Here is a 23,906-nt window from a genome sequence, read left to right on the forward strand (position 1 = left end):
CGGCTGCAAAGCTCCTCACAGTCTAGCCAAAGAAAATCTCGGCGATGCGATAAATCTCTTCGTCCAGCCGTTTGAGTTCGCCGATGGCTTCATCCAATGAAGCTGACTCAATCTTATTTCCGCGCAAGGCCGCCATCCGGCCGAATTCACCAGCCTGAATCATTTCATAGGCCTTAATTCCGAACCGCGTTGCCAGAATCCGATCGAATGGTGTCGGTGAACCTCCGCGCTGCACGTATCCGAGTTTGGTCACGCGCGCCTGAATACCGATACAGCGCTCGATCTCGTTGGCCAGCGCTTCGCCGATGCCGCCCAGACGATCGTGACGGTAAATCGCCTCGTACTGCTCCTTGCTCAGGAATACCTCGTCCGGATGCGGATGCGCGTCTTCCGCGACCACCACGATGGAAAAAGCGCGCCCTTCGGATTTGCGGTGCGACAGCAATTCGCACACGCGCGAAATACGAAACGGATGCTCGGGAACCAGCACGACGTCCGCGCCGCCGGCGAGGCCACCGTACGCGGCGATCCACCCGGTGTGACGACCCATAACCTCAACCACCATCACCCGGTGATGAGATTCGGCAGTCGAATGGAGACGATCGATGGCGTCAGTGACGATCGTCACGGCCGTGTCGAAACCGAAAGTGAAATCGGTGCCGCTGATGTCGTTGTCAATCGTCTTCGGAATTCCGACGAGTTTAACCTGGTGGTGCCGCCACAAATCGCGCGCCGCTGAAAGCGAGCCTTCACCGCCAACCACGACCAGCCCGTCCATTTGCCGCGACGCAAAATTTTCCTTGAAGGCTGAGAGAGAGCTTTCGTCTTTGAGCGGATTGAATCGCGAGGTGCCCAGAATTGTGCCGCCCCGCGGCAGAATCCCGATCACCTTGTCCCGCGACAGCTCTTCAATGTCGTTTTCCACCAGTCCGCGGTAGCCATTCCGAATGCCGAGCACGGTGGCGCCGTCTCGCGTCGCGCAGCGCACGATCGCGCGAATGGCCGCGTTCAGCCCCGGACAGTCTCCCCCGCCTGTGAGTACCCCAATTCGCATTTTGATTATTTTCTGCGCGCAACGATCTCGCGCGTTGCAATTTTCTGGTTTAAGATCATTGCGCCCGCATTTTACGTATGTCAACCGAGGGGTAAAATTCTCTGTCCACTGAACCGGTCATTCTTGCGATCGAAACAGCCACGCGCGCCGGTGGTGTCGCCATCGCCCGCGGCGAAGAAATTCTTGCCTCGCGGCCGGGCGACGCGTCGTCTTCGCATTCGCAGGACCTGATTGAGAACATCGACGCGGTGCTTAAAGACGCGGGTGTCGAGTTGTCCACGGTTGACCTTTTGGCGGCCGCCATCGGGCCCGGAAGTTTCACCGGATTACGAATCGGGTTGGCCACCGTGAAATCGCTCGCCGTGTCGCTTGAGCGCAAGTGCGTCGGCGTTTCGACGCTGGCGGCGGTAGCACACGCGGCGGGCACAGCCGATCGCATAGTCGCATTGCTGCCCGCGGGACGCGGCGAAGTCTTCGCGCAGATGTTCGCCGTTCGTGATAACGAAGTGGGAGCGCTCAATGAACCTGCGCACATCAGCCCCGCTGCCCTCGTGGCGAAATACGGCAACCATGCGCAGTTGACGTGGGCCGGCGAAGGCGCGCATGCGCAGGTGGAATTAATCCGCAGCGAAGCCCGCGCGAAGGGAATCGAGCTACAGGTCGGCGCGCCTGCACCGCACACGAATGGGTGGAGGCTGGCGCCGCCGTCCCCGGAACTTGCCCAAGATGTCGCAAAGTTAGCTGCGCGCGAATGGCGTAAAGGAAACGTGATCGACCCTGAGGAACTGCGCGCGAATTACGTCCGCGCTTCCGACGCGGAAATAAAGACTCATGCTTGAGACCGCCATCTCCAGTGATCAGAGATTCGTCACGCTCGACCGTATGACTGAGCATGACTTGCTCGAGGTCGTCGCGCTCGAAGAAATGTGCAATCTGAGCCCGTGGGGCTGGGAAGCTTATCACGCGGAATTGCAGTCCGTCGCTAACTCGCTCATGCTGGTCGCGCGCATCACCAATTCCACGAGTGAGGCCGAGCGCCCGATTGTTGGGTTCATCGTGGCGCGCGAGTTGGCCGATGAAATTCACATCAACAACGTGGCGGTTAAGCCTGAATTTCGCGGACGTGGCATCGGGCAGATGCTGATGAAAACGGCCCTCGCCTGGGGCCGCGAACGGCATGCCCGGCAGGCAGTTCTCGAAGTTCGGGCGGGAAATGACCGCGCGCACCAGCTTTATCGTGGTTGCGGATTTGAAGTAATTGGCCGGCGGCGGAGCTACTACAAATCTCCGGTGGAAGATGCCCTGTTAATGGCAGTTTCTTTGACACAGACGCCTTGATTTGGCCTGCTAAATTGGCTAACATTTCGCCCATGCTACAGCCCCGTGAGAATTTCTCACCGCGGTCATTCTTTCCAACTAACAATGTAGAAGGAGATTCCTGAAATGGACACGACTACGGCGGATTCTGTGAAAGAGCAGTTAATGATGACCAACTCTGAGTTCCGCGAATTGGTGCGGGAACATGGTCGATACGAACAACGCTTGAGCGAGCTGTCCGCCCTCGCTTATCCCAGCGATGACGAACAGTTGGAAGAGACGACGTTGAAAAAGAAGAAGTTGGCCATCAAAGATCAGATGTATTCGTTGATGCTTGAACACGAGAAGCGTTCCAGCACTGAGCACTAATCCTTTTCGGTAACAACAGCCTGAGCGCGTTTTCGGGCTCAGCCAGCCGCAGACTCGATAGACGGGGACGACACATTCCCGACGCCGGTCGGGATTCGGCCCCGTTTTGTTTCTTATAGGTAGCGCAGACTCAGCCGGTGCTGTCAGTAACCAGTGGTCCGTTGTCAGTTGTATCTCTTTTCCAACTGACGACTGACCACTGACGATTGACAGCCCAGATTTAAAGTCTGGGCCACTTTATTATGGTTCGTGATGGCATTCCCTGGGTGGCGGTTCCGCTGGCGCTCGCCATTCTTCCGATGCTGTTCGGACTGTGGTGGGTGGCGATGGCCTTCATTCTCCTTGCCGCCTTCATGGCCTACTTCTTTCGCGATCCGCGGCGCACGATTCCCTCCGAACCCGGCATCATCGTTGCTCCCGCGGACGGACGCGTAACCCTGGTGAGACGCGGTGAACCTGAACTTGGATCGGACTCGCTGGTCAGCATCTTTCTGTCGCCCCTGGATGTGCACGTAAACCGGGCGCCGATTGCGGGGAAAATCACGGCGGTCCAATACCGGAAGGGCAAGTTTCTGATGGCTACGGATGAACGCGCCCGGGACGTGAACGAGCAGAACACGCTCACCCTTGAGGGCGACAACATCCGCGTAAAATGCTCGCAAATTGCGGGAATCCTTGCCCGCAGAATTGTTTGTTGGAAGCGGGAAGGGGACAGAGTAGAATTGGGCGAACGATTTGGCATGATCAAGTTTAGCTCGCGCACTGATGTGCTTCTTCCGTCCAGTGTCGAGGTCGTCGTCAAAAAAGGCTCGCGCGTGCGTGGCGGCGTCACAATAATCGGGAGAATCAGACAATGAACGTTTCTCGATTCCGGAGACAGGATCATTTGGGGGTCGCGCCGACTCCCGCGGCGCGCAAAGGACTGCGCAAAGGCGTGTACGTCGTTCCTTCGCTGTTCACCTCGCTTAACATTCTGGCGGGCTTTTACTCGCTGATGGCCTCGATGAGTGGTTTCAGCCTGCTGGAACGCGGGGCCGTCGCCGAAGCGACCGTGCGGTTCGATCATGCCGCGATCGCGATTGGCCTGGCCTTTCTTTGCGACACCCTGGACGGGCGCATCGCGCGCATGACCAAGAGCACGACCGAGATTGGTGTGCAGCTCGACTCTCTGGCAGACGTTGTCTCTTTCGGGTTGGCGCCGGCGATGCTGGCCTACGCCTGGGGTTATGGTTACGCCTTGCGCGACTGGCCTAACGTCCGGCAGCTCGCCTGGTTTCTGTCGTTCATGTATGTCATCTGCGGCGGCTTCAGGCTGGCGCGCTTCAATGTGCAGGCGATGCGCCCGCGCCCGATGGCCGAAGGGACCAGTAAAGTCGATAAAAAGAGTTTCGTCGGTCTGCCGATCCCGGTGGCGGGATGTCTGATTGCGGCCATCGTGCATTTCGCGCCGACTCCGCTGCGTTACACCCAACGCTTCGAAGCCCGCGCCATCGGAATGCTGGTGCTGGTCGCCTTTCTCAGTGTGTTGATGATCAGCACGATTCGCTTCACCAGCTTCAAATCCGTGGGCGCCGGCCGCCGCTTGAGCCCGCGGCATGTCATCTTCCTGATAGCTTTATTTGGATTGATCTATCTGTATTCGCAGTGGGTGCTGCTGGCTCTGGTCGTTGGCTACATGGCGCACGGTCTGCTCTCGAGCGGTTTGGCGCCCCTGTTCCGTCTCTTCTCAGGGAAGTCGCAGGCGCCGGCGTCAGGATAGCGTTTGTGTCAGTACCCCGAGCGGTAGCGAGGCGGATCGACCATTCGACGTCGAGTGTACGATCCGGTCGCTATCGCTCCCGGTACTGACACGCTTCGTAAATCTCTCGTGCGGGTGTTAGCGGCTTGGTGAGAAAGCCATCAGGCCTTTAGCCGTCGTCAGGAAAACCATTTCCTGGACCACCACTGGCGCCGCGCCGCTGCTGTTCTCCTGGCCAATCTGCAACCGATTTACCGGCTTTCCGTCTTTCAAACTAAGAACGATCGCGCTGTCGGTGGACAGGGGCGTGAAAAGGGCGCCATCCGCAGCGGTGATGGGCCGTGCCGGTACTCGCCCCGGCAATAACTGTCGCCAACGGACTGAGCCGCCGCTGAGCGAAAGCAGGTAGGCGAAATTATCGAACGAGGATGCCAGCACGCCGTCTTCCACCACGGCTACCGCCTGGACTGAAGCGCCGGTGCGCCGCTTCCAGACCATTTTGCCGCTGTCGTCGCGCACTGCGTATACATGACCGTCATCGGATCCAAAGAAGATTACGCCGTCACGGATCGCGATTGGACCGCGAATCGCGCCGCGCGTTCGCACCACCCAGAGAGCCTCGCCGTTTGATTGATTCAGCGCGCGCAGCCAGCCACCAACGCTGCCGATATACAGCCGTTCGCCCACGAGGGTTGGCTGCGAGTCGAATCCGTCGCCGTAACTATTGGCCCAAATGGTCGCACCCGTACGCTTGTCGAATGCGTTCACCACGCCATTCGCCGCGCCTGCGAACACCGCGCTCGGTCCCGCCGCCAGCCGGCCACGCAGCGGCGCCTGCAGGGTGCGCATCCACAAAGTGATACCCGTATCTTTGCTGAGCGCGCGCAAGGTGCCGCGCGCAGCGCTAGTATCACCGGTCGGGTACTCGGTGGCGACGTAAAGCGTGGTTTCGTCGGCGACCGGAGCGGCAGAGAAGTGGCCGCCGGCTTCAGTTTTCCACAGCAGTTTTCCGTCCGACGCGTTTAGGGCCACTAACGTGCCGTCGACCAGCGGCAGGTAAATGCTTTTGGCGTCAGTCGCGGGCGTGAAATTGGTGGTTCGATCCGAACCGTACACCCAACGCAAAGTGAGTGGCTGCGCTAAGACCAGTTCCGGCGTCGCCGGTAAAGCCGGCACGGCCAACGATAGAAGCAACAGCAAGCAGGCAATTGCGGATTTAAGCTGAGGAAGTTTGGGCTGCATTGTTATGGGGAGATTGTTCTTTGCGTTCCTATAAGACTGTGCGTGTTTGCGTTTTTGCTTTAGTCGCCTTTTCCGCACTGTTCGCTCACGTCAGAGCTCGTCTCTCTGTGTCTCGGTGAAATTCTCTGTGTCTCTGTGGTGATCTGTCGTCGAAATAAATTCACCACAGAGGCACCGAGGATCCACGGAGACACAGAGAGCGTTGTCGAATGCCAGGCTGCACACTATAATTCGCGTTTCGTATAACTTCGGCTACATTGGACGTGCAAGTCATCGCGGGGGTTTTCTTTTTTTGCGGACGTCTACTCACGAAACCGTAATCATACTTGACTTCGGCGCTCAGTACACTCAGTTGATTGCGCGGCGTGTGCGTGAAGCCGGGGTTTACTGCGAGATCCTTCCCTTCAACGCGCCCCCCGAAGAGATTCACGAGCGCCATCCGAAAGGGCTTATTTTTTCCGGCGGCCCGTCGTCGGTTTACGACGAAACGGCGCCCCGGCTCAACCACGACCTGCTGAACAACGGTCACGCGCCCATCCTGGGAATCTGTTACGGCCTGCAGTTGATCGCGCACAAACTGGGAGGCTCGGTACAGCCTTCGAGCAACCGCGAGTATGGCTACGCCCGTCTGCAGGTAGTCGATCCTTCCAGCCGTCTGTTCACCGGTTTGCCGCGCGAAATGGACGTCTGGATGAGTCACGGCGATCACGTGACGGCGGTGCCCGAAGGTTTTGCCGTCACCGCCACCACGGAAGACGCGATCAACGCTTTCGAGAATCCGGCGATCGGTGTTTACGGGGTCCAGTTTCACCCGGAAGTCGCGCATACGCCCCTCGGCGCGCAAATTCTTCGGAATTTTCTGTTTGAGATTTGTGGGTGCAAAGGTGACTGGACGCCCGCCGCCGCGATCGAAGAGCAGATTGAGCGCATTCGCGAAACCTTGGGCGAAGACGGCCGCGCAATTTGCGGTTTGTCGGGAGGAGTGGATTCTTCGGTCGCCGCTGCCCTCGTGCATCGCGCCGTGGGTGACCGGCAAACCTGCTTCTTCATCGACAACGGTTTGCTGCGAGAAGGCGAGTTCGAGACCACGCTCGCTCTCCTGCGCCAGGAAACAAAATTGAATATTGTCGGCGTCGATGCCAGCCGCCAGTTCCTTTCGGCGCTCGCCGGCGTTACGGATCCTGAGACGAAACGAAAGCGCATTGGAGCGGCTTTCATCGAAGTGTTCGAACGCGAAGCGACGAAACTTGGCGGCGTAGGCTTTCTGGTGCAGGGAACTCTCTACCCGGACGTGATCGAATCGGTCTCCGTCCGCGGCCCTTCAGCCACTATTAAAAGTCACCACAACGTCGGCGGCCTGCCGGAGAAAATGAATCTGAAACTCATTGAGCCGCTGCGCGAGCTCTTCAAAGACGAGGTTCGATTGATCGGAGCTCAACTCGGCGTTCCCGCGGCGCTGCTGCAACGGCATCCTTTTCCCGGCCCCGGTTTAGCGGTGAGAATCCTTGGCGAAATCACCGAAGATCGTCTGCGGCTGGTGCGCGCCGCCGATCGAATCTTCATTGAAGAGCTGCGCCGCGGCGAAATGTACGCCGCCGTCTGGCAGGCGTTCGCAGTTTTGCTCCCCGTCTCGAGCGTCGGCGTGATGGGCGACGAACGAACCTATGAACAAGTGATCGCCATCCGCGCCGTGACCAGCGTCGATGGCATGACCGCCGACTGGGCCCGCCTGCCTCACGACCTCCTGGCACGCGTCTCCGCCCGCATTGTTTCAGAGGTGAAGGGCGTCAACCGCGTCGTCTACGATATCAGCTCAAAGCCACCGAGTACGATTGAGTGGGAATAGTTACTCAGCTTTTCATGCCCCGGGGTGTCTAACTTGCCGAGCCGCCACCAACTGTATGAAACAGTTGACTGTAAGTATGGCACTCGCATATGCTTCGCCCGCTTTTACAATGCTGCTCTCGATGTGAATGTTGACTTTCTACTCCGAGACGCATTTTTAACCTCTTCGCAAAAGATTTCGCGCCCACATGCGATTTCGCAAGTTCACAATACAAAACTATAGGGCCATTACAGGTCCTTTAGTTATCGACCTTCACAAACAGTCACTCACGCCGATAATCGGCGTGAACGAGTGCGGCAAAACTACAATCCTCCATGCGATTTTTGCGTTCGATTTTTTCAACGATTCGCTCAATGATAACGGTCGTCACTTAAAAGATACGACCAATCTATACAGAACATCGTCTCCACCTCCGAGAATAACTGCAGAAATAGAGCTTTCCGAAGAAGAGTTTGTTGAGAGGTTGGATGATATTAAAGAACCCCCTGAAAATGTTAGGAAAGCACGTCTTTATAAGCGCAGACGGCGTCAACTCCCAAATCCACTTAGAATTACCCGCAATTTAAGAACGAAAAAATACAGCATTGAAAGTGCGGTATTTACTGATATTGAATTCAATGATTTGGCAGCGCAACAGATCCTAAGAGGACTGCCTTGGATTCTATACTTTGATGACTTCCGTGATTCGATTGATGAACGAATAAAGATTGTAAAGCAAGCGGATGGTTCGACCGCCGGGTGGCTTTCTATTCTGGAACAGTTGTTCAAACAAACGGACCCGGCTTTTTCAGTTTTTTCCTTGAAAGGTATGGAGGAACGTCGAAGGAAGAGTGTCTTAGCCAAAGTTAATCGTAAGCTTAACGAGACGTTAACGCGGGAGTGGCAGAACTTCCGACTCGACGACACAGATGCATTACAAATTTCATTGGAATTTGAAACTGGAGGAGGAGATTTTTTAAAGCTAGATATTGTAGAGAGGGATGTAAACGGCGACGAGCATTACTTTTTTGTGCGAGATCGGAGTAAGGGCTTTTTCTGGTTTTTCAATTTTGTTATGAAACTTGAATTTAATCCCAAGGTAGTCGACGAGGGAGACAACACAGTCTATCTGTTGGATGAGCCGGGCTCGTTCCTCCACGCGTCTGCTCAAAGCAAACTCTGCTCAAAACTGAAGCAACTCTCCAATAGGAACAAGGTTCTTTATTGCACGCACTCTCATTATCTGCTCGATCCGGAAGTCATCCCACTAAGCACCATTAAGGTCGCTGACAAAGATGGCAATGGAAATATTCAACTCATTTCCATCCACGAACACTCTGGTAATATCCTCGAGCGCAGATCTGCGTTCCAACCCATAATTGACGCTCTACACATCAAACCATTCCTACTTGATTTGACGCAAGATCGCGTAATTCTTACGGAGGGTATCTACGACTATTACGCGTTGGAAATGTTGAAGCAAGGTCGCAATGTCAACATTCTTCCCTCCGTTGGCGCGGACTCGGTAAGGTATTACATCTCATTAATGATCGCTTGGCACGTTAGTTATTGTGTACTTTGGGACAATGATGATAGCGGGCGGAGAAGCAGAGCCAGGGCAGAGGAAATGTTCGGGGAGGAGATGGCCCGTCGGCATTTCTTTCTGTTACCGTTAGAGAGGAGCAAGAACCGGATACTGCAGAATCTTTTCACAGGTAACGACATAAGAATGATCAAGAATGAGTTGGACATACCAAATAACAGTTCCTTCCAAAAAGTGATCGCAACGCTTTTCTACCACGCAAGAAAGGTAGAGATAGTTGGAAGGCTTTCGAAGGAAACTAAGAAAAACTTTGAAACCGTTTTCGAGGGTCTAAAGCTCTCCTAGCAGCCTTCAATAAATCACTCATCCCATATCTAGTTCAGTTGCTTGCCGGACAGCACGTGATATAGTGTGTCCCGCCAGAGAAGCAGTTCCCGCACTGCCGGCTTTCCAGTACTAATTGAAGGCTTCCAGGACTAATGATGACGCAGGGAAAACCGTTCGTTCACCTTCATCTTCACACCGACTACAGCCTGCTCGACGGCGCAATCCAAATCAAACCCCTTTCCGAACGCCTGGAAACGCTGGGCATGAACGCGTGCGCGATGACCGATCACGGCAACATGTACGGCGCAATCACGTTCTACAACACGATGAAGGCGAAGGGGATTAAGCCGATTATCGGATGCGAGACCTATCTCGCCATCGGTAACCGGAAAGATCGAGCGGGTGCCACCGCCGCGGGAGAAAAAAGAAATCATCACTTGATTCTGCTGGCGAAAGACCTCGAAGGCTACAAAAACCTTTCCCGCCTGACGTCCAAAGCCTTTACCGAAGGCTTCTATTACAAGCCGCGAATCGACAAAGAGCTGCTCGCGAAACACAGCAAGGGTTTGATCGCGCTTTCCTCATGCATGTCCGGCGTGCCTTCGGCTCTCTTAGCTCAGGATCGTTTCGAAGATGCTGCGACTCAGGCGCTCGAGTTTGAGGACATCATGGGGAAAGGGAACTACTTCCTCGAGATTCAGGAGCACGGTCTCGAGGCGCAGGCCCGCATACGAAAGCCTCTGGTCGAACTCTCAAAGAAAACGGGAATACCTCTGGTCGCGACGAACGATGCGCATTACCTGATGCCGGACGATGCGCGCGCGCATGACCTCTTGCTGTGCATTGGCTCAGGCAAGACCGTTAACGATGAGAACCGTCTGAAGTACAAGACGCCGAACTTCTATGTTCGCTCGCCTGATGAGATGTGGCAGATCTTCGGAGCCGAGCTTCCCGAGGTTTTGACTCGCACGGTCGAGATTGCCGACATGTGCGACCTCGAGATGCCCAAGGGCATCAACTACCTGCCGAACTACCCGATACCCGCCAGCGAATCTGGCCTGTCATCGGACGAGTACTTCGAGAAGGTCGTGCGCGACGGTTATCAGACCCGGAAAGAGCGTGTGTGGGACGGCGAACTCGCGAATGGAACGCTGACCTGCCCCATGGAAGATTACGAGAAGCGCTTGTGGCACGAGATGCAGGTCATTAAGCGCATGGGCTATGCGGGTTACTTCCTGATCGTCTGGGACTTTGTGAAGTACGCGAAGGAGAATGGCATCCCGGTCGGGCCTGGCCGTGGGTCCTCAGCCGGGTCGCTGGTCGCATATTGTCTCGGGATCACTGATGTAGATCCTTTAAGGTATAACCTCTTCTTCGAGCGATTCCTTAACCCTGAACGCGTGTCGATGCCCGATATTGATATTGATTTTTGCGTGCGCGGGCGTGGAAAAGTCATTAATCACGTCGCCGAGCTCTATGGCCGCGACTCCGTCTGTCAGATCGTGACCTTCGGAACGCTGGCCTCGCGCGCTGCTATCAAAGACGTCGGCCGCGCGCTCGACATGCCTTACGCCGAGGTCGATCGCATCTCCAAAATGATACCGCCGCCCGTGCGCGGCCGGAACGTGAGCATCACCCAAGCCATTGAACAGGTGCCCGAACTGCGGAAATCGATGGAAACAAATCCGCAGGTGAGTGACCTAATCGACCTGGCGCGCCGGCTTGAAGGCTGCGCCCGGCACGTTTCGGTACATGCGGCGGGCGTAGTCATTACTCCTGAGCCACTCGAAGAACTCATTCCCATCGCCGTCTCAGCCAAGGACGAGGTCACCACGCAGTACGAAATGACCGACCTGGAGAAGGTGGGCGTTCTTAAGATGGACTTCCTCGCGCTTAATACGCTTACCATCATAAGCGACTGCTTAAAGAGCATAAAGCAATCGCTTACAGAGGAAATCCTTTGGGAAAAGGTTTCGCTTAACGATCCGAAGACTATGCAACTGTTTGGCGAAGGCCGCACGGATGCGATTTTTCAGTTTGAATCCGGTGGGATGGCCGAGCTTTGCCGGAAGCTTAAGCCCAAGAGCATCGAGGATCTCTCCGCCCTTAACGCGCTCTATCGCCCCGGGCCAATCGACGGCGGCATGGTGGACGACTTCATTCAGCGGTATCACGGGAAGAAGAGCGTCCGCTACATCGTGCCTGAGATGAAGGAGATTCTCGAGTCCACGCAGGGCGTAATCATTTATCAGGAGCAAGCGATGCTCCTGGCCCAGAAGCTGGCCGGGTACACAATGGCTGAGGCCGACAGCCTGCGCAAATCAATGGGAAAGAAGAACCGCGAGGAGATGGCCGAACAGGAACAGAAATTTGTCCTGGGGGCGGTCGCGCGCGGCATCAAGCAGGACAAGGCGCAGCAGATCTTCTCGCTGATGCGGCAGTTTGCGGACTACGGATTCGTGAAAGCGCACAGTCTTGCCTATGCGTATCTCGCTTTCCAGACGGCGTATCTTAAGGCCCACTATCCGGAACACTTTTATGCCGCCGTGCTCTCGAACGAAATTGAAGACACGGCCAAGGTTTTCAAGTACACGAAAGAAATGCGAGGGCAGGGAATTGAGCTGCTCCCGCCGGACGTTAACGAAAGTGACGTCGGCTTCACACCTCTCAAAGGCGCCATTCGATATGGACTGGCCGCGATTAAGGGAATTGGGTTCGCAAGTGTCAGCGCGATTATCCGGGCGCGCCAGAGCGGGCCTTTCCAATCGATGACCGATTTCGCCGAACGCCTTGAAGAAGGGGGAATCAACAAGCGCGTGCTGGAAGGATTGGTTTGCAGTGGCGCCTTTGATTCCGTGAAAGGAGAGACGCCGACAAATCTCTGGCGCGCCGCTTTGTGCGGCCAAATTGACAGCGCGCTCGCCGGCGCCGCGCGGGTGAAGAAAGCGAAAGCGATGGGGCAGGACGATCTTTTTGGCGCTGCACCTCCGCCTCCGCCGGCAGCGATGACGGTTCGCGCGGATGTGCAACCGTGGACGCTGGTGGAGATGCTCACGGCAGAAAAGAAGGCCCTGGGCTTTTACATTACGGCGCATCCGCTGGATGATTACAGCGAGACGATTTCGAAGCTCGGCGCCTCGGCTTCAAATGAATTGGCCGCGAACGAGAGCGGCATGCGGGCGCGCGTCGCGGGACTGATTAAAGACCTGCAGTTGCGCACGACCAAGAAGGGCGATCGATTCGCGCTGTTTCAGCTGGAAGATCATGCCGGCACGGTAAAATGCGTTGCCTGGCCGGAACCATTCCGCAAGCATGGCAACAAGCTGCGCGCCGAAGCTGTCGTCCTGGTAACGGGCCGCGTTGAGAACAATGACGACTCAACGACACTAATCCTCGATAAGGTGGATGAACTCGATCAGGCAATTCAGCAGAAGGCGACTGAGGTTATAATTCGGCTGCCGGTCCAGGACGAACTAGCGAAGATGTGTGAATCGGTGAAAGCAGTTTTAGAGAACGCGCGCGGTGAATGCGATGTTTTTCTCGAAGTGCTATCCAACGGCTCGCGCGTGCGCATGCGCGCGCATCCATCACTCAGAGTCCAGGGCAGCACACAACTCGAAGATGCCTTGCGCGCGCTTGGGTGCGAAGTACACTGGGAAGGCCACACTTCGCCGGTGCGCGCCGCAGCGGCCGCATCGAACTAAACAATGGCGGACCAGGACACTCAACCGAATCCAGCCACCGCTTTCGAGCGGGTGCAGCTTGCGCGCCATCCGGATCGGCCTTACACCCTCGATTTCATTGAGCGGCTCTTCGAAGACTTCGTGGAAATCCATGGCGACCGTCGTTACGCAGACGACCCGGCGATCGTCTGTGGGTTTGCGCGCTTTCACGGAATGCCGATCGCGGCAATCGGGCACCAGAAGGGGCGCGACACCAAGCAGCGGCAAGTGCGTAATTTCGGGATGCCAAAGCCCGAGGGCTATCGAAAAGCTTTGCGCGCGATGAAGCTCGCGGAAAAATTCGATCGACCAATCTTTTGTTTCATCGACACACCGGGTGCCTACCCCGGCATCGACGCGGAAGAGCGTGGACAGGCTGAGGCGATCGCTTACAACCTTCGCGAGATGGCCAAGATGAACGTGCCGATCATTGTGACCGTGATCGGTGAAGGCGGATCCGGAGGGGCGCTGGCGATCGGCGTTGGCGATCAAGTGCTGATGCTCGAAAACGCGATCTATTCAGTAATTTCTCCGGAAGGGTGCGCCGCGATTCTGTGGAAGGATTCATCGCAAGCGGCCAGGGCTGCGGAGGAACTGAAACTGACGGCCCAGGATCTGAAGAAGGCGGGGCTGGTTGATGAAGTGATTGCCGAACCAAAGGAAGGCGCGCACAAATCTCACGACGAAACGGCGAAGCTACTGGATGCCGTCCTCTGTTCACGACTGGCTGAATCCGTAAGCACAAACCCGAAAGACCGGCTAACACGACGTTACGCCAAGCTCAGAGAGTTGGGTAAGTGGGGCATTGCTGAAGTGGCTGGCTAATTCGCTAGTGTGTCCTGCTTCGAAATTTAATCTACGGTTGAATCCCACGACTAACTCCATGTCATCCGACTGGTAGCGTCAGGTAACGATTGGTCACTTCTTGCGTCTGTTTATGACGACGTAAACCAGGACGCAAGTCAGGATAATCGCAACTATGATGTAAACCGAGTTCTGTCCTGCTTTGTAGGCGGCACTATCCTTATCTACTTGAAGGATTAGCCAAAGAATATGGGCTAGCACAGAGGGCTTATATCACCGATAACGGTGGGCAACAATAGTCGCCATCGTGATCGCCTCCACAGGCGGTGGCAGTAGCCCGCCTCTAAACTTTCAAAAAAAAATTCAAATAAAGCTAGAAAGGCACGTCGTCATCGTTCATGTCGGGCGCTTGCATCGGTGCGTCCTGAGGCGCAGCGGCCGCTCGCGCCGCTTGCGGAGCACCTTCATCACGCGCACCGCCACCACCGATGAACTGCATATCCGTGGCGTGAACTTCTAACGTGTGACGAGGCTTCCCGTCACGATCCGTCCACTCCTCGACGCGCAATCGACCCTCGATATAAACCGGGCGCCCGCGTTGTAAGTACTGAGAAGCGGTCTCCGCCTGGCGGCCCCAAAGCGTCACGCGAAACCAGGTGGTGATGTCGTTATTTTCACCGGTAGTCCGATCCTTGCGTCGCTCGTTCGTGGCGAGACTGAAACTGCAAACGGGAGTTCCTTGCGGCGTGTAGCGCAACTCGGGATCACGACCGAGATTGCCGACCAGAGTGATCTTATTGAAAGACATTTTCGTTCTCCGTTAGTCTGCCGCCCTAGAAGGGAGTCAGGAGTATAAAAGCGAGCGGCGATCCTACTAAGACGTTCGCGACTGGTCAAGCAGGACAAGGTTTTTACTTCGCGTGTGTTTGCGGCTTGGGTATTTGCGTGAACCTGCTGTTTTCGTGGAGTACGATTTCATGCAAAGAAGCAAAGTGGCAAAGAATCGCAAACGCAAGAATGACATCACACAACCGCGCGTCATTGATAGAAAGAAGTTAGCTAAATCTGCTAGACTCAGGCCGTAATCTCCTGAACTCATGAGCGCGAGCGTTTACGTCGAAACGTTTGGATGTCAGATGAATGTCGCTGATAGCGAGCGGGCAGTCGTGCGTCTGCGCGATGCCGGCTACGAACTGACGAACGGGCCGGCGCAAGCGGATGTTGTGATTTTTAATACGTGTTCCGTTCGTGAGCGTGCCGCGCACAAAGTGTTTACGCGCATTGGTGAAGTCCGGCGCATGCGACTTGGCAGCGAACCGGTCATTGGCGTCATGGGTTGTGTGGCGCAGCTCGAAGGCCGGACGCTTTTCGACAACTCGCCTTCGGTGAATCTGGTTGTGGGCACGCGTGCAACGGATCGCCTGCCGGCCCTGATTGATCGCGCGCTCGACGGAGAGCGCCGCATCATCGATCTGGACGAGCGCGGGGAGACCGAAGCGTGGGACTTGCCGGCGAGCGCGCGGACCTCGCCCTATGTCGCGTTTGTTCCGATCATTGAAGGCTGCAACAAGTTCTGCACTTACTGCATCGTTCCTTTTTCGCGCGGCCGCGAAAAGAGCCGCTCTGCGACGGACATCGTCAGCGAGATAAGGCAACTTCGCGATTACGGCTATCGCGAGATTCACCTGATTGGCCAGAACGTCAACAGCTACCGGCCGAAGACGGAAGCGGGGCTGGAAAACTTCAAAGGTGCGACGTTGTTTTCGCGTCTGCTGCGGGCCGTCGCCGCGACGGGGATCGAGCGGATTAAGTTTACGACGTCGTTTCCGCGCGATTTTCATCCCGACATCGTCGCCGCGATCGAAGATCACGAAAATCTTTGCAACTGGGTGCACCTGCCGGTTCAATCGGGAAGCGATCGCATACTGCGCGCAATGCGACGCGGTCATACGGCGGCTGATTATCTGCGACGGATTGAAGTCATCAAGCAGGCGCGACGGAAGATCGCGATTACCAGTGATATCATCGTCGGGTTCCCCGGCGAGACTGAGCAGGACTTTCGCGATACGATGGGTCTGGTGGAAAGCGTGGGTTACGACGCGCTTTACATCTTCAAGTATTCAGAGCGACCGGACACGCCCGCCGCAAAGCTTGATGATGACGTCACCAGGAACGAGAAGTCGGCGCGCTTCATGGAACTTGAAGCTCTGCAAAGACGACAGCAGAAAACGATTTACGAAAGTTACCTTGGTCGTGAAGTAAACGTGCTGGCTGAAGCCGTGAGTTCGAAATCTAAAGCAGACTTTTCGGGTCACACAACCTGTCACAAGGTCGTAAACTTCCCCCGGCAATCGATGCAACTTGGCGAAGTGGCAAAGGTTAGAATTACCAACGTCTACAAGAACAGCCTGTATGGGGAAGCATTAGCAGCGGCGTAACTTTAGCAAGGAAGAGCAAGCGGGAGATTCGCTATGGAAATCGAGGTCAAAATTCGGGCGTTGATGATGGATCCGAATAGCGGCACTCCGATTATTATTCTCAAAGATGTAAACAGCGAGACGATGCTTCCCATCTGGGTCGGCGCTTACGAGGCAAATGCCATTGCCCTCGAGATTGAGAAAATCGCCCCGCCCCGGCCGATGACTCACGATCTGCTGCGCAACCTGATCATTGAGCTGGGAATGAAAGTTGAACGCGTCGTCGTCACGTCATTGCGCGACAACACCTTCTACGCCGTCATCGAATTGAGTTCCGGCAATGGCGAACCGATGCGCCTGGATTCGCGGCCTTCAGATGCGATTGCCTTGGCGTTGCGCGCTGACTGTCCAATCTTCGTGGACCTCGAAGTAATTCAGGCGTCGCGAAACTCGATTGCCACCGACGACGAGACGATCGAAGAATCAGCTCCCGCTGAGGAAGAATGGCCCGAAGTAATTGGTGACGCGGGCGACCTCCCGATGTAAGATAGGCCGAATTGCGGATGAGGTATAACGACAGAGAGTGATAATCGCAATCGCGAACCAGAAAGGTGGCGTCGGCAAAACGACCACCGCCATCAATCTCGCCGCTGCGTTCGCCAGACGCGGCTCAAAGACGCTTCTCCTCGATCTCGATCCCCAGGGCAATAGTTCAATTTCATTTCTCGATCCTTTGACGGTCGAGAAGTCGGCCTACGATCTGATGATGGACGGGCAGGGAACTGAAGAGCTTCCGATTTACAAATCGAAGGAAAAAGACCTCGACATTATTCCGGCGCGAATCAGTCTGGCGAAGCTGGAGTCGAAGCTGGTCGGCGATTTCGACGCACCTTTTCGTCTGAAAGACCGGATTGAGCCGCTGAAGAAAGTCTATAAGGTAATCGTGATCGACACGCCGCCGACACTCGGTTTGATCACGGTGAACGCGCTGGTCGCTTCGAGTCACGTGCTTATTCCGATTCAGTCATCCTATTTCGCTTTGGAAGGCACGGATGACCTGCTGGAAACGATCGAGAAGGTAAAGGCCAGGCCAAATCCCAATCTCGAAATGCTGGGCGTGCTCGTGACGCTTCACGACAAGAGGACTACGCTTGGGAAAGAGGTCTTCGAGCAAATTCGTCGCGTCTTTGGGCCGAAGCTTTTCAATACTGTGATCACGAAGAGCGTGCGGCTCGAGGAGTCGCCGGCCTACAAAGAATCAATCTTCACATTCGCGCCGCAGTCTTCGGGCGCCCAAGAGTACGAAAAACTTTGTAAAGAGGTACTGACCCGTGTCTAGAAGAGGTTTACCCGCCGGTTTAAGCATGCGCCACGACGCGCACTATGTGGAAGAGTTGACGCAGGAACGCGTCAGCCATGTGGGCCGCGTAATTCCGATCGACAAACTCGATCCCAATCCGGACCAACCACGCACGGAGATTGGCGACCTGACGGAACTCACCGCGTCGATTAAAGAAAAGGGCGTGCTTGAGCCGTTGTTGGTCAAACCGACGTTCGGTCGCTGGATGATCATCGCCGGCGAAAGGCGTTGGCGGGCCGCGACGGCCGCAGGACTGACTGAGGTTCCGTGCATCGAGATGGATGTTGACGAAAGCGCGGTAGCTGAAATCGCGCTAATCGAAAACATGCAGCGCAAGGATCTGACCCCATGGGAAGAAGCCGACGGCCTGCGCGCGCTGTGCGAACGATTCGGTTACACGCACGAGGACGTGGCCCGCAAAGTTGGTAAGAGCCGGAGCACCGTGACCGAAGCTTTGTCGATTGCCACTATGCCTGCTGACGTCAGGGGTATGTGCCGGGATGCCGAGATCACTTCAAAGTCCCTCCTGCTTCAGATCGTGCGACAGCCCGACGATGATTCAATGCGCGTGATTGCGCAGCAGATCGCCGAGCAGGGTCTGACTCGTGATGGCGCGCGCAAAGCGCGACGCGCCTACATCGATCCCACCGGCAGTTCCGAACCTTTTGTTTACCGGTTTGAAGCGCCGGGAAGAGAATTTCGCGTCGAGGTAAAGTTTAAGAAGTCAGATGTTTCCACGGAAGAGCTTTTTGAAGCGCTTAATGACGCGGCGCAAGGCATCGACGATGCCGTTTCGTAGTGCACAGACCTCAGTCTGTCTCTTGCTCTCCCCGAATCGGCTTTCATCAGGAAGGTCACAGACTAAAGTCTGTGCCACCTAACCCTTCTTCTTCTTTTCGGCGGCCGCTTTCTTTGCGAGAGACTTGCTCCACCGCTCGAGTGTCGGTTGCAGAGGTTTGAATATCTTGGCGCGAAACTTGTGTTGCGACTCATTCCACGCTTTTAAATGCTTTTCTGTATAGGCCCGCACCGCTGGTTCCACCTGGCCACGCTTAACTGAGTGACGCAGCGTCAGGTGATAGTGCTGAGCGACTAGCGAAAAAATAACTGCCGCTAAGTTTCCTTTGAACGAAAGCCGGGGAATGATCCGCTTGTGGAATGGTTTGTTGGCCGAGGTCAGGGGACTGATCGCGATCTCGAACCAGGCGCCCTTTACGCCTTGTTTCGGATGATAGAGGCCGGGTAGTTCCTGGCCCTTGGCCGCCATTAATGCGCGTGGTTCGGTCACTGTACTGACTAATCGCAGCCGCTCGACGCCCCTTAAATGCTCGCGCGGGACGCTTGCCAGCGCACTCTCGACATTTGCCAGCGTATTCCGGGGCAGGCTGCCCTCGTATTGATTTTCGATTTTTATCGGCATCTTTATGAACTATGAAACCTGCAGCAGAGCACTGTAGGCAATGCGATTAGTCTCAGTCAACCACAGGGCGATCGTCACCACTTACCACGAGCGTCGCTGAGCTCCGTTGAAACGCCATCGTGAAGTCCTGACTGCGGTTCGCGTTGTGGCCAACCAAGAATGCCTCCATCTCAAACCACGAACCCGAGGCTCCACATCAGGGAAGGCGCACCCTAAAGACCCAGACTTGTGGGCCGGGCCTCGCAACTCAATCGATACTGGTCGCGTCCGATAATACATATTATGTTGTCCGGTGGCCCGACCTTTGCGTCATAGGCGGTTAGTTGCCCCAAAACTAGGTTTTCTGCCCTTAAAAGTCTTTTCGTTCTCAATTGCTTCAATGGTTACGATTTGCACCGCAGTTGTGAGCGCAGCCGGATCCACAGGTTTCTGAACGTGGGTGTTTAGTGCGGTATCATGTGGGCTCGTGCCTAGGACCTCTTCAACTGAGGAAAAATCTCATGCGACACACTGCGCTCCTCATCGGCGCTCTGCTGTTTCTCTCTGAGCCGGGTGTTTACGCTCAACAACAGTCGAACGAGCCCCCGAAGGTCGAAGTAGGTGTTCACTTCACCTCTATCACAGGTCAGGAAATTCAGCCATTTTTCTTCCCCCACTCTATAAAATCGGAATCAGGTCTCGGTGCGAGATTCAGTTATAACCTGACTAAACATGTGGCGCTCGAGGCAGAGGGCAATTTGCTCGCTCGCGGTGGGTTCGCCTTCGGCTTTGACAGCGCTGCTTATAACGTCCAGGGCCAGTTTGGTGTAAAGGCAGGCAAGCGCTTCGAACGGTTCGGAGTTTTTGCAAAAGCCAGGCCCGGTCTGTTGAGTGTTCCCGAGATACTCGTCCAAACCGGCACTCAGACGATCGAAACCGGGTTCCCTTTTCCGCCATTTACTTATCCTGTTTTCGAGGCTCGGCGAAAGAACTTTTTTACGTTGGATGTTGGCGGCGTGCTTGAGTTTTATCCGTCTCGTCGAATGCTGGTGCGGTTTGATGCGGGCAATACTGTGGTTCATGTGGGGGACGTGCGATCAGTTTCCTTCACTGACATACCGCCGCCGCCAATGGCACGAACAACGCATAACTTTCAGTTCAGCGCGGGCGTCGCCTTTCGTTTCCGCGACCCGGAGCCGCCCAGCGCCGATGCTAATTTGGGTAGATCTGACGTCGAGCAAAAGTTTGAAGCAGGTGTTCAATTTACGTCGCTACTTCTGAGAGTGTGGGCCGACACCCAACTCCCGGCCTTGGGATTCGATGGAAGGGATGCCCAGTCAGGTTTTGGTGGCCGGTTGACTTACAACTTCACACGAAACATCGCGGCAGAAGTGCAAACAGACTTTTTTCCGAAAGACTTGTCTCCCTTTCCCTTTTCCAACTTTGCCAACGGCCGTGCCGGAGGCCGCATGATACAGGCTCAGGCCGGGCCAAAAATCGGCAAACGGTTTGAGAAGTTTGGAGTGTTTGGCAAAGTGCGGCCGGGCGCAGTTAGCTTTAGCGAGACGACAAAGTGGAACTTCGTGCCGTCTCCGCATAATCCGACGCCTCAAATCCAGCGACGGACGTTTTTCTCACTGGACGTTGGCGGAGTGCTGGAGTTTTACCCAACTCCGCGGATCGTGACGCGGTTTGATGGTGGCGACACCATAATTTTCTACGGCAGCACGCAGGTGCCGTTTCTGACTCTGCGTACGCCGATATTCGAAATGCCGGCGAGGAGAAAGCATCAATTTCAGTTCAGCGCTGGGGTGGGGTTCCGGTTTTGAAACTGAGGTCAAGAAATCTTTGAGTTCGAACGATTTCCGCCAGAACTTCCGAAAAATCGACACGATCTCAAGTTGTTATTGCGCGAATGTTCCGGTTTGGACTGCACCGGCACGTTCGTAATTCACGAGGATGACGCCGGTCGAGCCTACAATGCTTTCTGTCACCTTGAACGCCGCCGGGATCGCGCCCCCAGCAAACAAACGTTTCCCCTCGCCCAAAGTTATCGGATAGATCATCAACCAGAAATTATCGATCAGATCATGCTTCATAAGCGTCTGCAGCAGATTACCGCTTCCCCAAATGTGCAGATCGGGTCCTTCTCCTTGCTTAAGTTCCGCGATTTTTTTTGCAACATCGCCGTTTAAAAACACCGAGGGTTGCCATTCGGAAGAAGTCATGGTGTTCGAGGCGACATATTTAGTGGCCGTGTTGACGCCGGGCCAAATGTCGCCATGTTGCGGCCAAAACGCCGCCCAAATTTCAAAAGTCTTGCGCCCCAGTAACAGGTCGATCGGCAAGTCCAACATCTTTTTCACGGCCGCCCCGATCGCGTCGTCGTCAAGGGGCGCTGACCATCCGCCATACGCGAAGCCATCGCTCCGATCTTCCTCGGGCCCCCCTGGGGCTTGTATAACACCATCAAGGGTAATGTGTTCAAGTACGGTAATTTTTCTCATGACTGAGTTCCCTTCGAGTGCTTCTGATTTTTTTCTCTTTGCGGCTGGCTGGACTATTCCGCCGCTGCATTCGGGTCCGGGAAGAATAGAAGTTCGCGTACCTCGCCGGGCACATCGCAGGCTATGGCAGCCTTTTTCGCCCATGCAAGTGCCTCGTCCAAATCGGCGGCTTCCAGAATCCAAAAACCGCCCATGTGCTCCTTGGTCTCGATGTATGGTCCGTCGGTGACGATCACCCTGCCGTCGCGGTGCTTCCGCACCGTCTTCGCGTTGGCGGCCGGGGAAATGCCGCAGGCGAACTTTCTGGCGCCGGCTGCAATCAATTCACGGTTAAGCGCGTGGATCTCTTCGATCATCGCTTCAGTTACGGTGGACGGGTCGAAGTTGTCGGGGATGTAGTTACAAACCAGATACTGTGCCATGCGTTTTTCTCCTTGGTTTCTGTGGTTTTTGCGATGACTCGTTTCCACTCAGGAACCGTAGCTCATCGTCCTTTGTCCTATAGTCGTTGGGTGAGACGGCAAATCGACAGCTATTCAAGAAAATGTCTTATGCTCGTGGATCGGTTCGGGGGGAAGGCTCGGGCATGAGGACGACCGGGTAAGCAGAAGCCCCGCCCATTAGTGGACGGGGCTTCCAAGCTTTGCGGGAAATCAGCCTATGGCCTATCTACTTCTTACGTCCTTCTCATTCGAGAACGCAAGCCCCAAAATTCCTGCCCGTCTGGGGTCCCTCAGTCGGCTAACTGCTGACCGAAGCGAATCGCCCAAAAGCGAATCGCGGAAACGTGGAATGCGTCGGGCCTGGACAAAAGTTTGGTTAACATAATTCACCTCCCATTTCGCCGCGGCTGATTATATCTTGTAACAAGCAAAGGGTTCTGGCATTGGGGCCGGTCAAGCGAGCCCCGAAGCGCGAAAACAGGCTAAATCCGGGCGACCCCACCTTGACACCCCTTTAAAATGGCTGTTATCGTTCCCGTTCTTTTGATTCCTATTATTCACGCCTGAGTGCAATAAGAAGAGTTTCTGGAGGCATTTGTTTGGAAAATCATAACGGAACTTTGTTTACTTCTGAGTCGGTCACTGAGGGCCACCCCGACAAGATCGCGGACCAGATATCTGACGCCATTCTTGACGCCGCTTTAACGGACGATTCGGCTTCCCGGGTTGCGTGTGAGACGCTTTTGACGACCGGCCTGGTCATCATTGCCGGCGAGATCACCACTAAAGCCCAAATCGACTACCAAGGTATCGCCCGCCGTGTCATCGGCGAGATCGGCTACACGAGCTCCAAGTACGGCTTCGACAACGAAACCTGCAGCGTCCTTTGCGCGATTCATCAGCAGTCGCCCGACATCGCCATGGGCGTGGATACCGGCGGCGCCGGCGACCAGGGCTTAATGTTCGGGTATGCCTGCAATGAGACGCCTGAGCTGATGCCGCTGCCGATTCAATTGGCACACCGCTTGGCTGAACGGCTGACCGACGCGCGCAAGTCCGGCCAGCTTCCTTATCTTCTTCCGGACGGAAAGTCTCAGGTCACGGTTGAGTACCGCGACGGACGCCCGTTCCGGGTGGACGCTGTCGTTATTTCGTCGCAGCACCTGGCTGAGGTTGAGAACGATCAGCTGCGCGCTGAGATTGGCGAACACGTTATCAGACACACTGTGCCGAGCGATTTGATGGATGACGGCACGAAATATCACATTAATCCCACCGGCAAGTTCGTCATCGGCGGTCCGCATGGCGATTCCGGTCTTACTGGTCGCAAGATTATTGTCGATACCTACGGCGGCTATGCGCCGCATGGTGGCGGCGCCTTCTCAGGCAAGGATCCGACAAAGGTCGATCGCTCAGCCGCGTACATGGCTCGCTATATCGCCAAGAATATTGTCTCTGCTGGCCTGGCTGATAAATGCCAAGTGCAACTCGCTTACGCGATCGGCGTGGCTGAGCCTGTCTCGGTTTACGTCGACACGCAAGGCACGGGTCGAATTAGCGAAGTCGCTCTAGCTAAACTCGTGCGCGAGCACTTCCCTCTTACTCCGAAGGAAATTATTAGTGAGCTTAAGCTGCGCCGGCCCGTTTATCGCCAGACGGCCGCGTATGGCCACTTCGGGCGTTCGGGTGATGGCTTCACGTGGGAAGAGACAGACAAGGCGGAAGCCCTGCGCACGGCCGGTGATGCTCTAAGCTCTGCCGCTCGGGTCTAGGATTTACGTAGTTTGATTTTCCGTAGCCCAGGAATTTACGCCGGGGTAACAAAACGGGAGATTCATC

General features: G+C 55.5%; 22 protein-coding genes. 15 read left to right on the forward strand and 7 right to left on the reverse strand.

Annotated features, from left to right (window positions below; translation table 11 throughout):
- Nucleotides 1-22: 22 nt before the first annotated feature.
- Both VFX97_06900 and VFX97_06905 read right to left on the reverse strand, forming a co-directional pair.
- A complete protein-coding gene (locus VFX97_06900; GenBank protein HEX5702909.1) occupies nucleotides 23-1,054 on the reverse strand; it encodes an ATP-dependent 6-phosphofructokinase in 1,032 nt (343 codons plus the stop codon).
- 80 nt (nucleotides 1,055-1,134) lie between these two features.
- The gene (locus tag VFX97_06905; GenBank protein ID HEX5702910.1) at nucleotides 1,135-1,272 is read right to left on the reverse strand and encodes a hypothetical protein; all 138 of its coding nucleotides are present in this window, start codon (nucleotides 1,270-1,272) and stop codon (nucleotides 1,135-1,137) included.
- Here VFX97_06905 and tsaB point away from each other — a divergent pair.
- From tsaB to VFX97_06930, 5 genes are all read left to right on the forward strand, one after another.
- Nucleotides 1,234-1,893 carry a tRNA (adenosine(37)-N6)-threonylcarbamoyltransferase complex dimerization subunit type 1 TsaB gene (tsaB, locus tag VFX97_06910; protein ID HEX5702911.1) on the forward strand — a complete coding sequence of 220 codons (660 nt, stop codon included), beginning with the start codon at nucleotides 1,234-1,236 and terminating at the stop codon, nucleotides 1,891-1,893. The genes VFX97_06905 and tsaB overlap by 39 nt on opposite strands.
- A complete protein-coding gene (gene rimI / locus VFX97_06915) occupies nucleotides 1,886-2,392 on the forward strand; it encodes a ribosomal protein S18-alanine N-acetyltransferase (protein ID HEX5702912.1) in 507 nt (168 codons plus the stop codon). The genes tsaB and rimI overlap by 8 nt, the downstream gene beginning before the upstream one ends.
- A 105-nt stretch (nucleotides 2,393-2,497) precedes the next feature.
- Nucleotides 2,498-2,740: a YdcH family protein gene (locus tag VFX97_06920; GenBank protein HEX5702913.1), complete on the forward strand. Its 243-nt coding sequence runs from the start codon at nucleotides 2,498-2,500 to the stop codon at nucleotides 2,738-2,740.
- A gap of 242 nt (nucleotides 2,741-2,982) precedes the next feature.
- Nucleotides 2,983-3,597: a phosphatidylserine decarboxylase gene (locus VFX97_06925; protein ID HEX5702914.1), complete on the forward strand. Its 615-nt coding sequence runs from the start codon at nucleotides 2,983-2,985 to the stop codon at nucleotides 3,595-3,597.
- A complete protein-coding gene (locus tag VFX97_06930; GenBank protein HEX5702915.1) occupies nucleotides 3,594-4,499 on the forward strand; it encodes a phosphatidylcholine/phosphatidylserine synthase in 906 nt (301 codons plus the stop codon). The genes VFX97_06925 and VFX97_06930 overlap by 4 nt, the downstream gene beginning before the upstream one ends.
- Nucleotides 4,500-4,616: 117 nt before the next feature.
- Here the strand turns inward: VFX97_06930 and VFX97_06935 are convergent, their stop codons facing one another.
- Nucleotides 4,617-5,720: a PQQ-binding-like beta-propeller repeat protein gene (locus VFX97_06935; protein HEX5702916.1), complete on the reverse strand. Its 1,104-nt coding sequence runs from the start codon at nucleotides 5,718-5,720 to the stop codon at nucleotides 4,617-4,619.
- 292 nt (nucleotides 5,721-6,012) lie between these two features.
- On the opposite strand from VFX97_06935, the gene guaA reads away from it, so the two are divergent.
- The 4 genes from guaA to VFX97_06955 all read left to right on the forward strand — a co-directional run bounded on the left by guaA (nucleotide 6,013) and on the right by VFX97_06955 (nucleotide 13,962).
- Nucleotides 6,013-7,566, forward strand: a complete 1,554-nt coding sequence (gene guaA, locus VFX97_06940; GenBank protein HEX5702917.1) for a glutamine-hydrolyzing GMP synthase — start codon at nucleotides 6,013-6,015, stop codon at nucleotides 7,564-7,566.
- A gap of 187 nt (nucleotides 7,567-7,753) precedes the next feature.
- Nucleotides 7,754-9,433 carry an AAA family ATPase gene (locus VFX97_06945; protein ID HEX5702918.1) on the forward strand — a complete coding sequence of 560 codons (1,680 nt, stop codon included), beginning with the start codon at nucleotides 7,754-7,756 and terminating at the stop codon, nucleotides 9,431-9,433.
- Nucleotides 9,434-9,570: 137 nt separating this feature from the next.
- Nucleotides 9,571-13,119 carry a DNA polymerase III subunit alpha gene (gene dnaE / locus VFX97_06950; protein ID HEX5702919.1) on the forward strand — a complete coding sequence of 1,183 codons (3,549 nt, stop codon included), beginning with the start codon at nucleotides 9,571-9,573 and terminating at the stop codon, nucleotides 13,117-13,119.
- Nucleotides 13,120-13,122: 3 nt separating this feature from the next.
- Nucleotides 13,123-13,962 carry an acetyl-CoA carboxylase carboxyltransferase subunit alpha gene (locus tag VFX97_06955; protein ID HEX5702920.1) on the forward strand — a complete coding sequence of 280 codons (840 nt, stop codon included), beginning with the start codon at nucleotides 13,123-13,125 and terminating at the stop codon, nucleotides 13,960-13,962.
- A 352-nt stretch (nucleotides 13,963-14,314) separates the two neighbouring features.
- Here VFX97_06955 and VFX97_06960 read toward each other — a convergent pair whose 3' ends face one another.
- Nucleotides 14,315-14,749: a single-stranded DNA-binding protein gene (locus tag VFX97_06960; GenBank protein HEX5702921.1), complete on the reverse strand. Its 435-nt coding sequence runs from the start codon at nucleotides 14,747-14,749 to the stop codon at nucleotides 14,315-14,317.
- Between the two features lie 289 nt (nucleotides 14,750-15,038).
- Between VFX97_06960 and miaB the strand changes: the two genes are divergently transcribed.
- The 4 genes from miaB to VFX97_06980 are packed head-to-tail and all read left to right on the forward strand — an operon-like array spanning nucleotide 15,039 to nucleotide 18,517.
- On the forward strand, nucleotides 15,039-16,379 hold the full coding sequence (gene miaB / locus VFX97_06965; GenBank protein HEX5702922.1) for a tRNA (N6-isopentenyl adenosine(37)-C2)-methylthiotransferase MiaB: 1,341 nt from the start codon (nucleotides 15,039-15,041) through the stop codon (nucleotides 16,377-16,379).
- Between the two features lie 33 nt (nucleotides 16,380-16,412).
- Nucleotides 16,413-16,904, forward strand: a complete 492-nt coding sequence (locus VFX97_06970; protein HEX5702923.1) for a bifunctional nuclease family protein — start codon at nucleotides 16,413-16,415, stop codon at nucleotides 16,902-16,904.
- 37 nt (nucleotides 16,905-16,941) lie between these two features.
- Complete coding sequence (locus tag VFX97_06975) at nucleotides 16,942-17,697, forward strand: ParA family protein (protein ID HEX5702924.1); 756 nt, start codon at nucleotides 16,942-16,944, stop codon at nucleotides 17,695-17,697.
- Nucleotides 17,690-18,517, forward strand: a complete 828-nt coding sequence (locus VFX97_06980) for a ParB/RepB/Spo0J family partition protein (GenBank protein ID HEX5702925.1) — start codon at nucleotides 17,690-17,692, stop codon at nucleotides 18,515-18,517. Before VFX97_06975 ends, VFX97_06980 begins: the two co-directional genes overlap by 8 nt.
- Nucleotides 18,518-18,595: 78 nt before the next feature.
- On the opposite strand, the gene VFX97_06985 is transcribed toward VFX97_06980, so the two are convergent.
- Nucleotides 18,596-19,138, reverse strand: coding sequence for a hypothetical protein (locus VFX97_06985; protein HEX5702926.1), 543 nt, complete (start codon nucleotides 19,136-19,138; stop codon nucleotides 18,596-18,598).
- Nucleotides 19,139-19,638: 500 nt separating this feature from the next.
- Between VFX97_06985 and VFX97_06990 the strand changes: the two genes are divergently transcribed.
- The gene (locus VFX97_06990) at nucleotides 19,639-20,946 is read left to right on the forward strand and encodes a hypothetical protein (protein HEX5702927.1); all 1,308 of its coding nucleotides are present in this window, start codon (nucleotides 19,639-19,641) and stop codon (nucleotides 20,944-20,946) included.
- 75 nt (nucleotides 20,947-21,021) lie between these two features.
- Here the strand turns inward: VFX97_06990 and VFX97_06995 are convergent, their stop codons facing one another.
- The gene (locus VFX97_06995) at nucleotides 21,022-21,624 is read right to left on the reverse strand and encodes a dihydrofolate reductase family protein (GenBank protein ID HEX5702928.1); all 603 of its coding nucleotides are present in this window, start codon (nucleotides 21,622-21,624) and stop codon (nucleotides 21,022-21,024) included.
- Between the two features lie 53 nt (nucleotides 21,625-21,677).
- Complete coding sequence (locus tag VFX97_07000; protein ID HEX5702929.1) at nucleotides 21,678-22,046, reverse strand: YciI family protein; 369 nt, start codon at nucleotides 22,044-22,046, stop codon at nucleotides 21,678-21,680.
- A gap of 620 nt (nucleotides 22,047-22,666) precedes the next feature.
- On the opposite strand from VFX97_07000, the gene metK reads away from it, so the two are divergent.
- Complete coding sequence (metK, locus tag VFX97_07005; GenBank protein ID HEX5702930.1) at nucleotides 22,667-23,839, forward strand: methionine adenosyltransferase; 1,173 nt, start codon at nucleotides 22,667-22,669, stop codon at nucleotides 23,837-23,839.
- Nucleotides 23,840-23,906 lie beyond the last annotated feature (67 nt).

It is taken from the genome of Pyrinomonadaceae bacterium (assembly GCA_036277115.1).
GTDB lineage: Bacteria > Acidobacteriota > Blastocatellia > Pyrinomonadales > Pyrinomonadaceae > UBA11740.

What these genes read in the sequence shown, in the direction of transcription:
- VFX97_06900 (HEX5702909.1), bottom strand. Translation starts at nt 1,054, where the DNA reads ATGCGAATTGGGGTACTCACAGGCGGGGGAGACTGTCCGGGGCTGAAC.
- VFX97_06925 (HEX5702914.1), top strand. Translation starts at nt 2,983, where the DNA reads ATGGTTCGTGATGGCATTCCCTGGGTGGCGGTTCCGCTGGCGCTCGCC.
- dnaE (HEX5702919.1), top strand. Translation starts at nt 9,571, where the DNA reads ATGACGCAGGGAAAACCGTTCGTTCACCTTCATCTTCACACCGACTAC.
- VFX97_06905 (HEX5702910.1), bottom strand. Translation starts at nt 1,272, where the DNA reads ATGCGAAGACGACGCGTCGCCCGGCCGCGAGGCAAGAATTTCTTCGCC.
- rimI (HEX5702912.1), top strand. Translation starts at nt 1,886, where the DNA reads ATGCTTGAGACCGCCATCTCCAGTGATCAGAGATTCGTCACGCTCGAC.
- VFX97_06990 (HEX5702927.1), top strand. Translation starts at nt 19,639, where the DNA reads ATGCGACACACTGCGCTCCTCATCGGCGCTCTGCTGTTTCTCTCTGAG.
- VFX97_06995 (HEX5702928.1), bottom strand. Translation starts at nt 21,624, where the DNA reads ATGAGAAAAATTACCGTACTTGAACACATTACCCTTGATGGTGTTATA.
- VFX97_06930 (HEX5702915.1), top strand. Translation starts at nt 3,594, where the DNA reads ATGAACGTTTCTCGATTCCGGAGACAGGATCATTTGGGGGTCGCGCCG.
- VFX97_06970 (HEX5702923.1), top strand. Translation starts at nt 16,413, where the DNA reads ATGGAAATCGAGGTCAAAATTCGGGCGTTGATGATGGATCCGAATAGC.
- VFX97_07000 (HEX5702929.1), bottom strand. Translation starts at nt 22,046, where the DNA reads ATGGCACAGTATCTGGTTTGTAACTACATCCCCGACAACTTCGACCCG.
- miaB (HEX5702922.1), top strand. Translation starts at nt 15,039, where the DNA reads ATGAGCGCGAGCGTTTACGTCGAAACGTTTGGATGTCAGATGAATGTC.
- VFX97_06955 (HEX5702920.1), top strand. Translation starts at nt 13,123, where the DNA reads ATGGCGGACCAGGACACTCAACCGAATCCAGCCACCGCTTTCGAGCGG.
- VFX97_06945 (HEX5702918.1), top strand. Translation starts at nt 7,754, where the DNA reads ATGCGATTTCGCAAGTTCACAATACAAAACTATAGGGCCATTACAGGT.
- VFX97_06960 (HEX5702921.1), bottom strand. Translation starts at nt 14,749, where the DNA reads ATGTCTTTCAATAAGATCACTCTGGTCGGCAATCTCGGTCGTGATCCC.
- VFX97_06935 (HEX5702916.1), bottom strand. Translation starts at nt 5,720, where the DNA reads ATGCAGCCCAAACTTCCTCAGCTTAAATCCGCAATTGCCTGCTTGCTG.
- VFX97_06920 (HEX5702913.1), top strand. Translation starts at nt 2,498, where the DNA reads ATGGACACGACTACGGCGGATTCTGTGAAAGAGCAGTTAATGATGACC.
- VFX97_06985 (HEX5702926.1), bottom strand. Translation starts at nt 19,138, where the DNA reads ATGCCGATAAAAATCGAAAATCAATACGAGGGCAGCCTGCCCCGGAAT.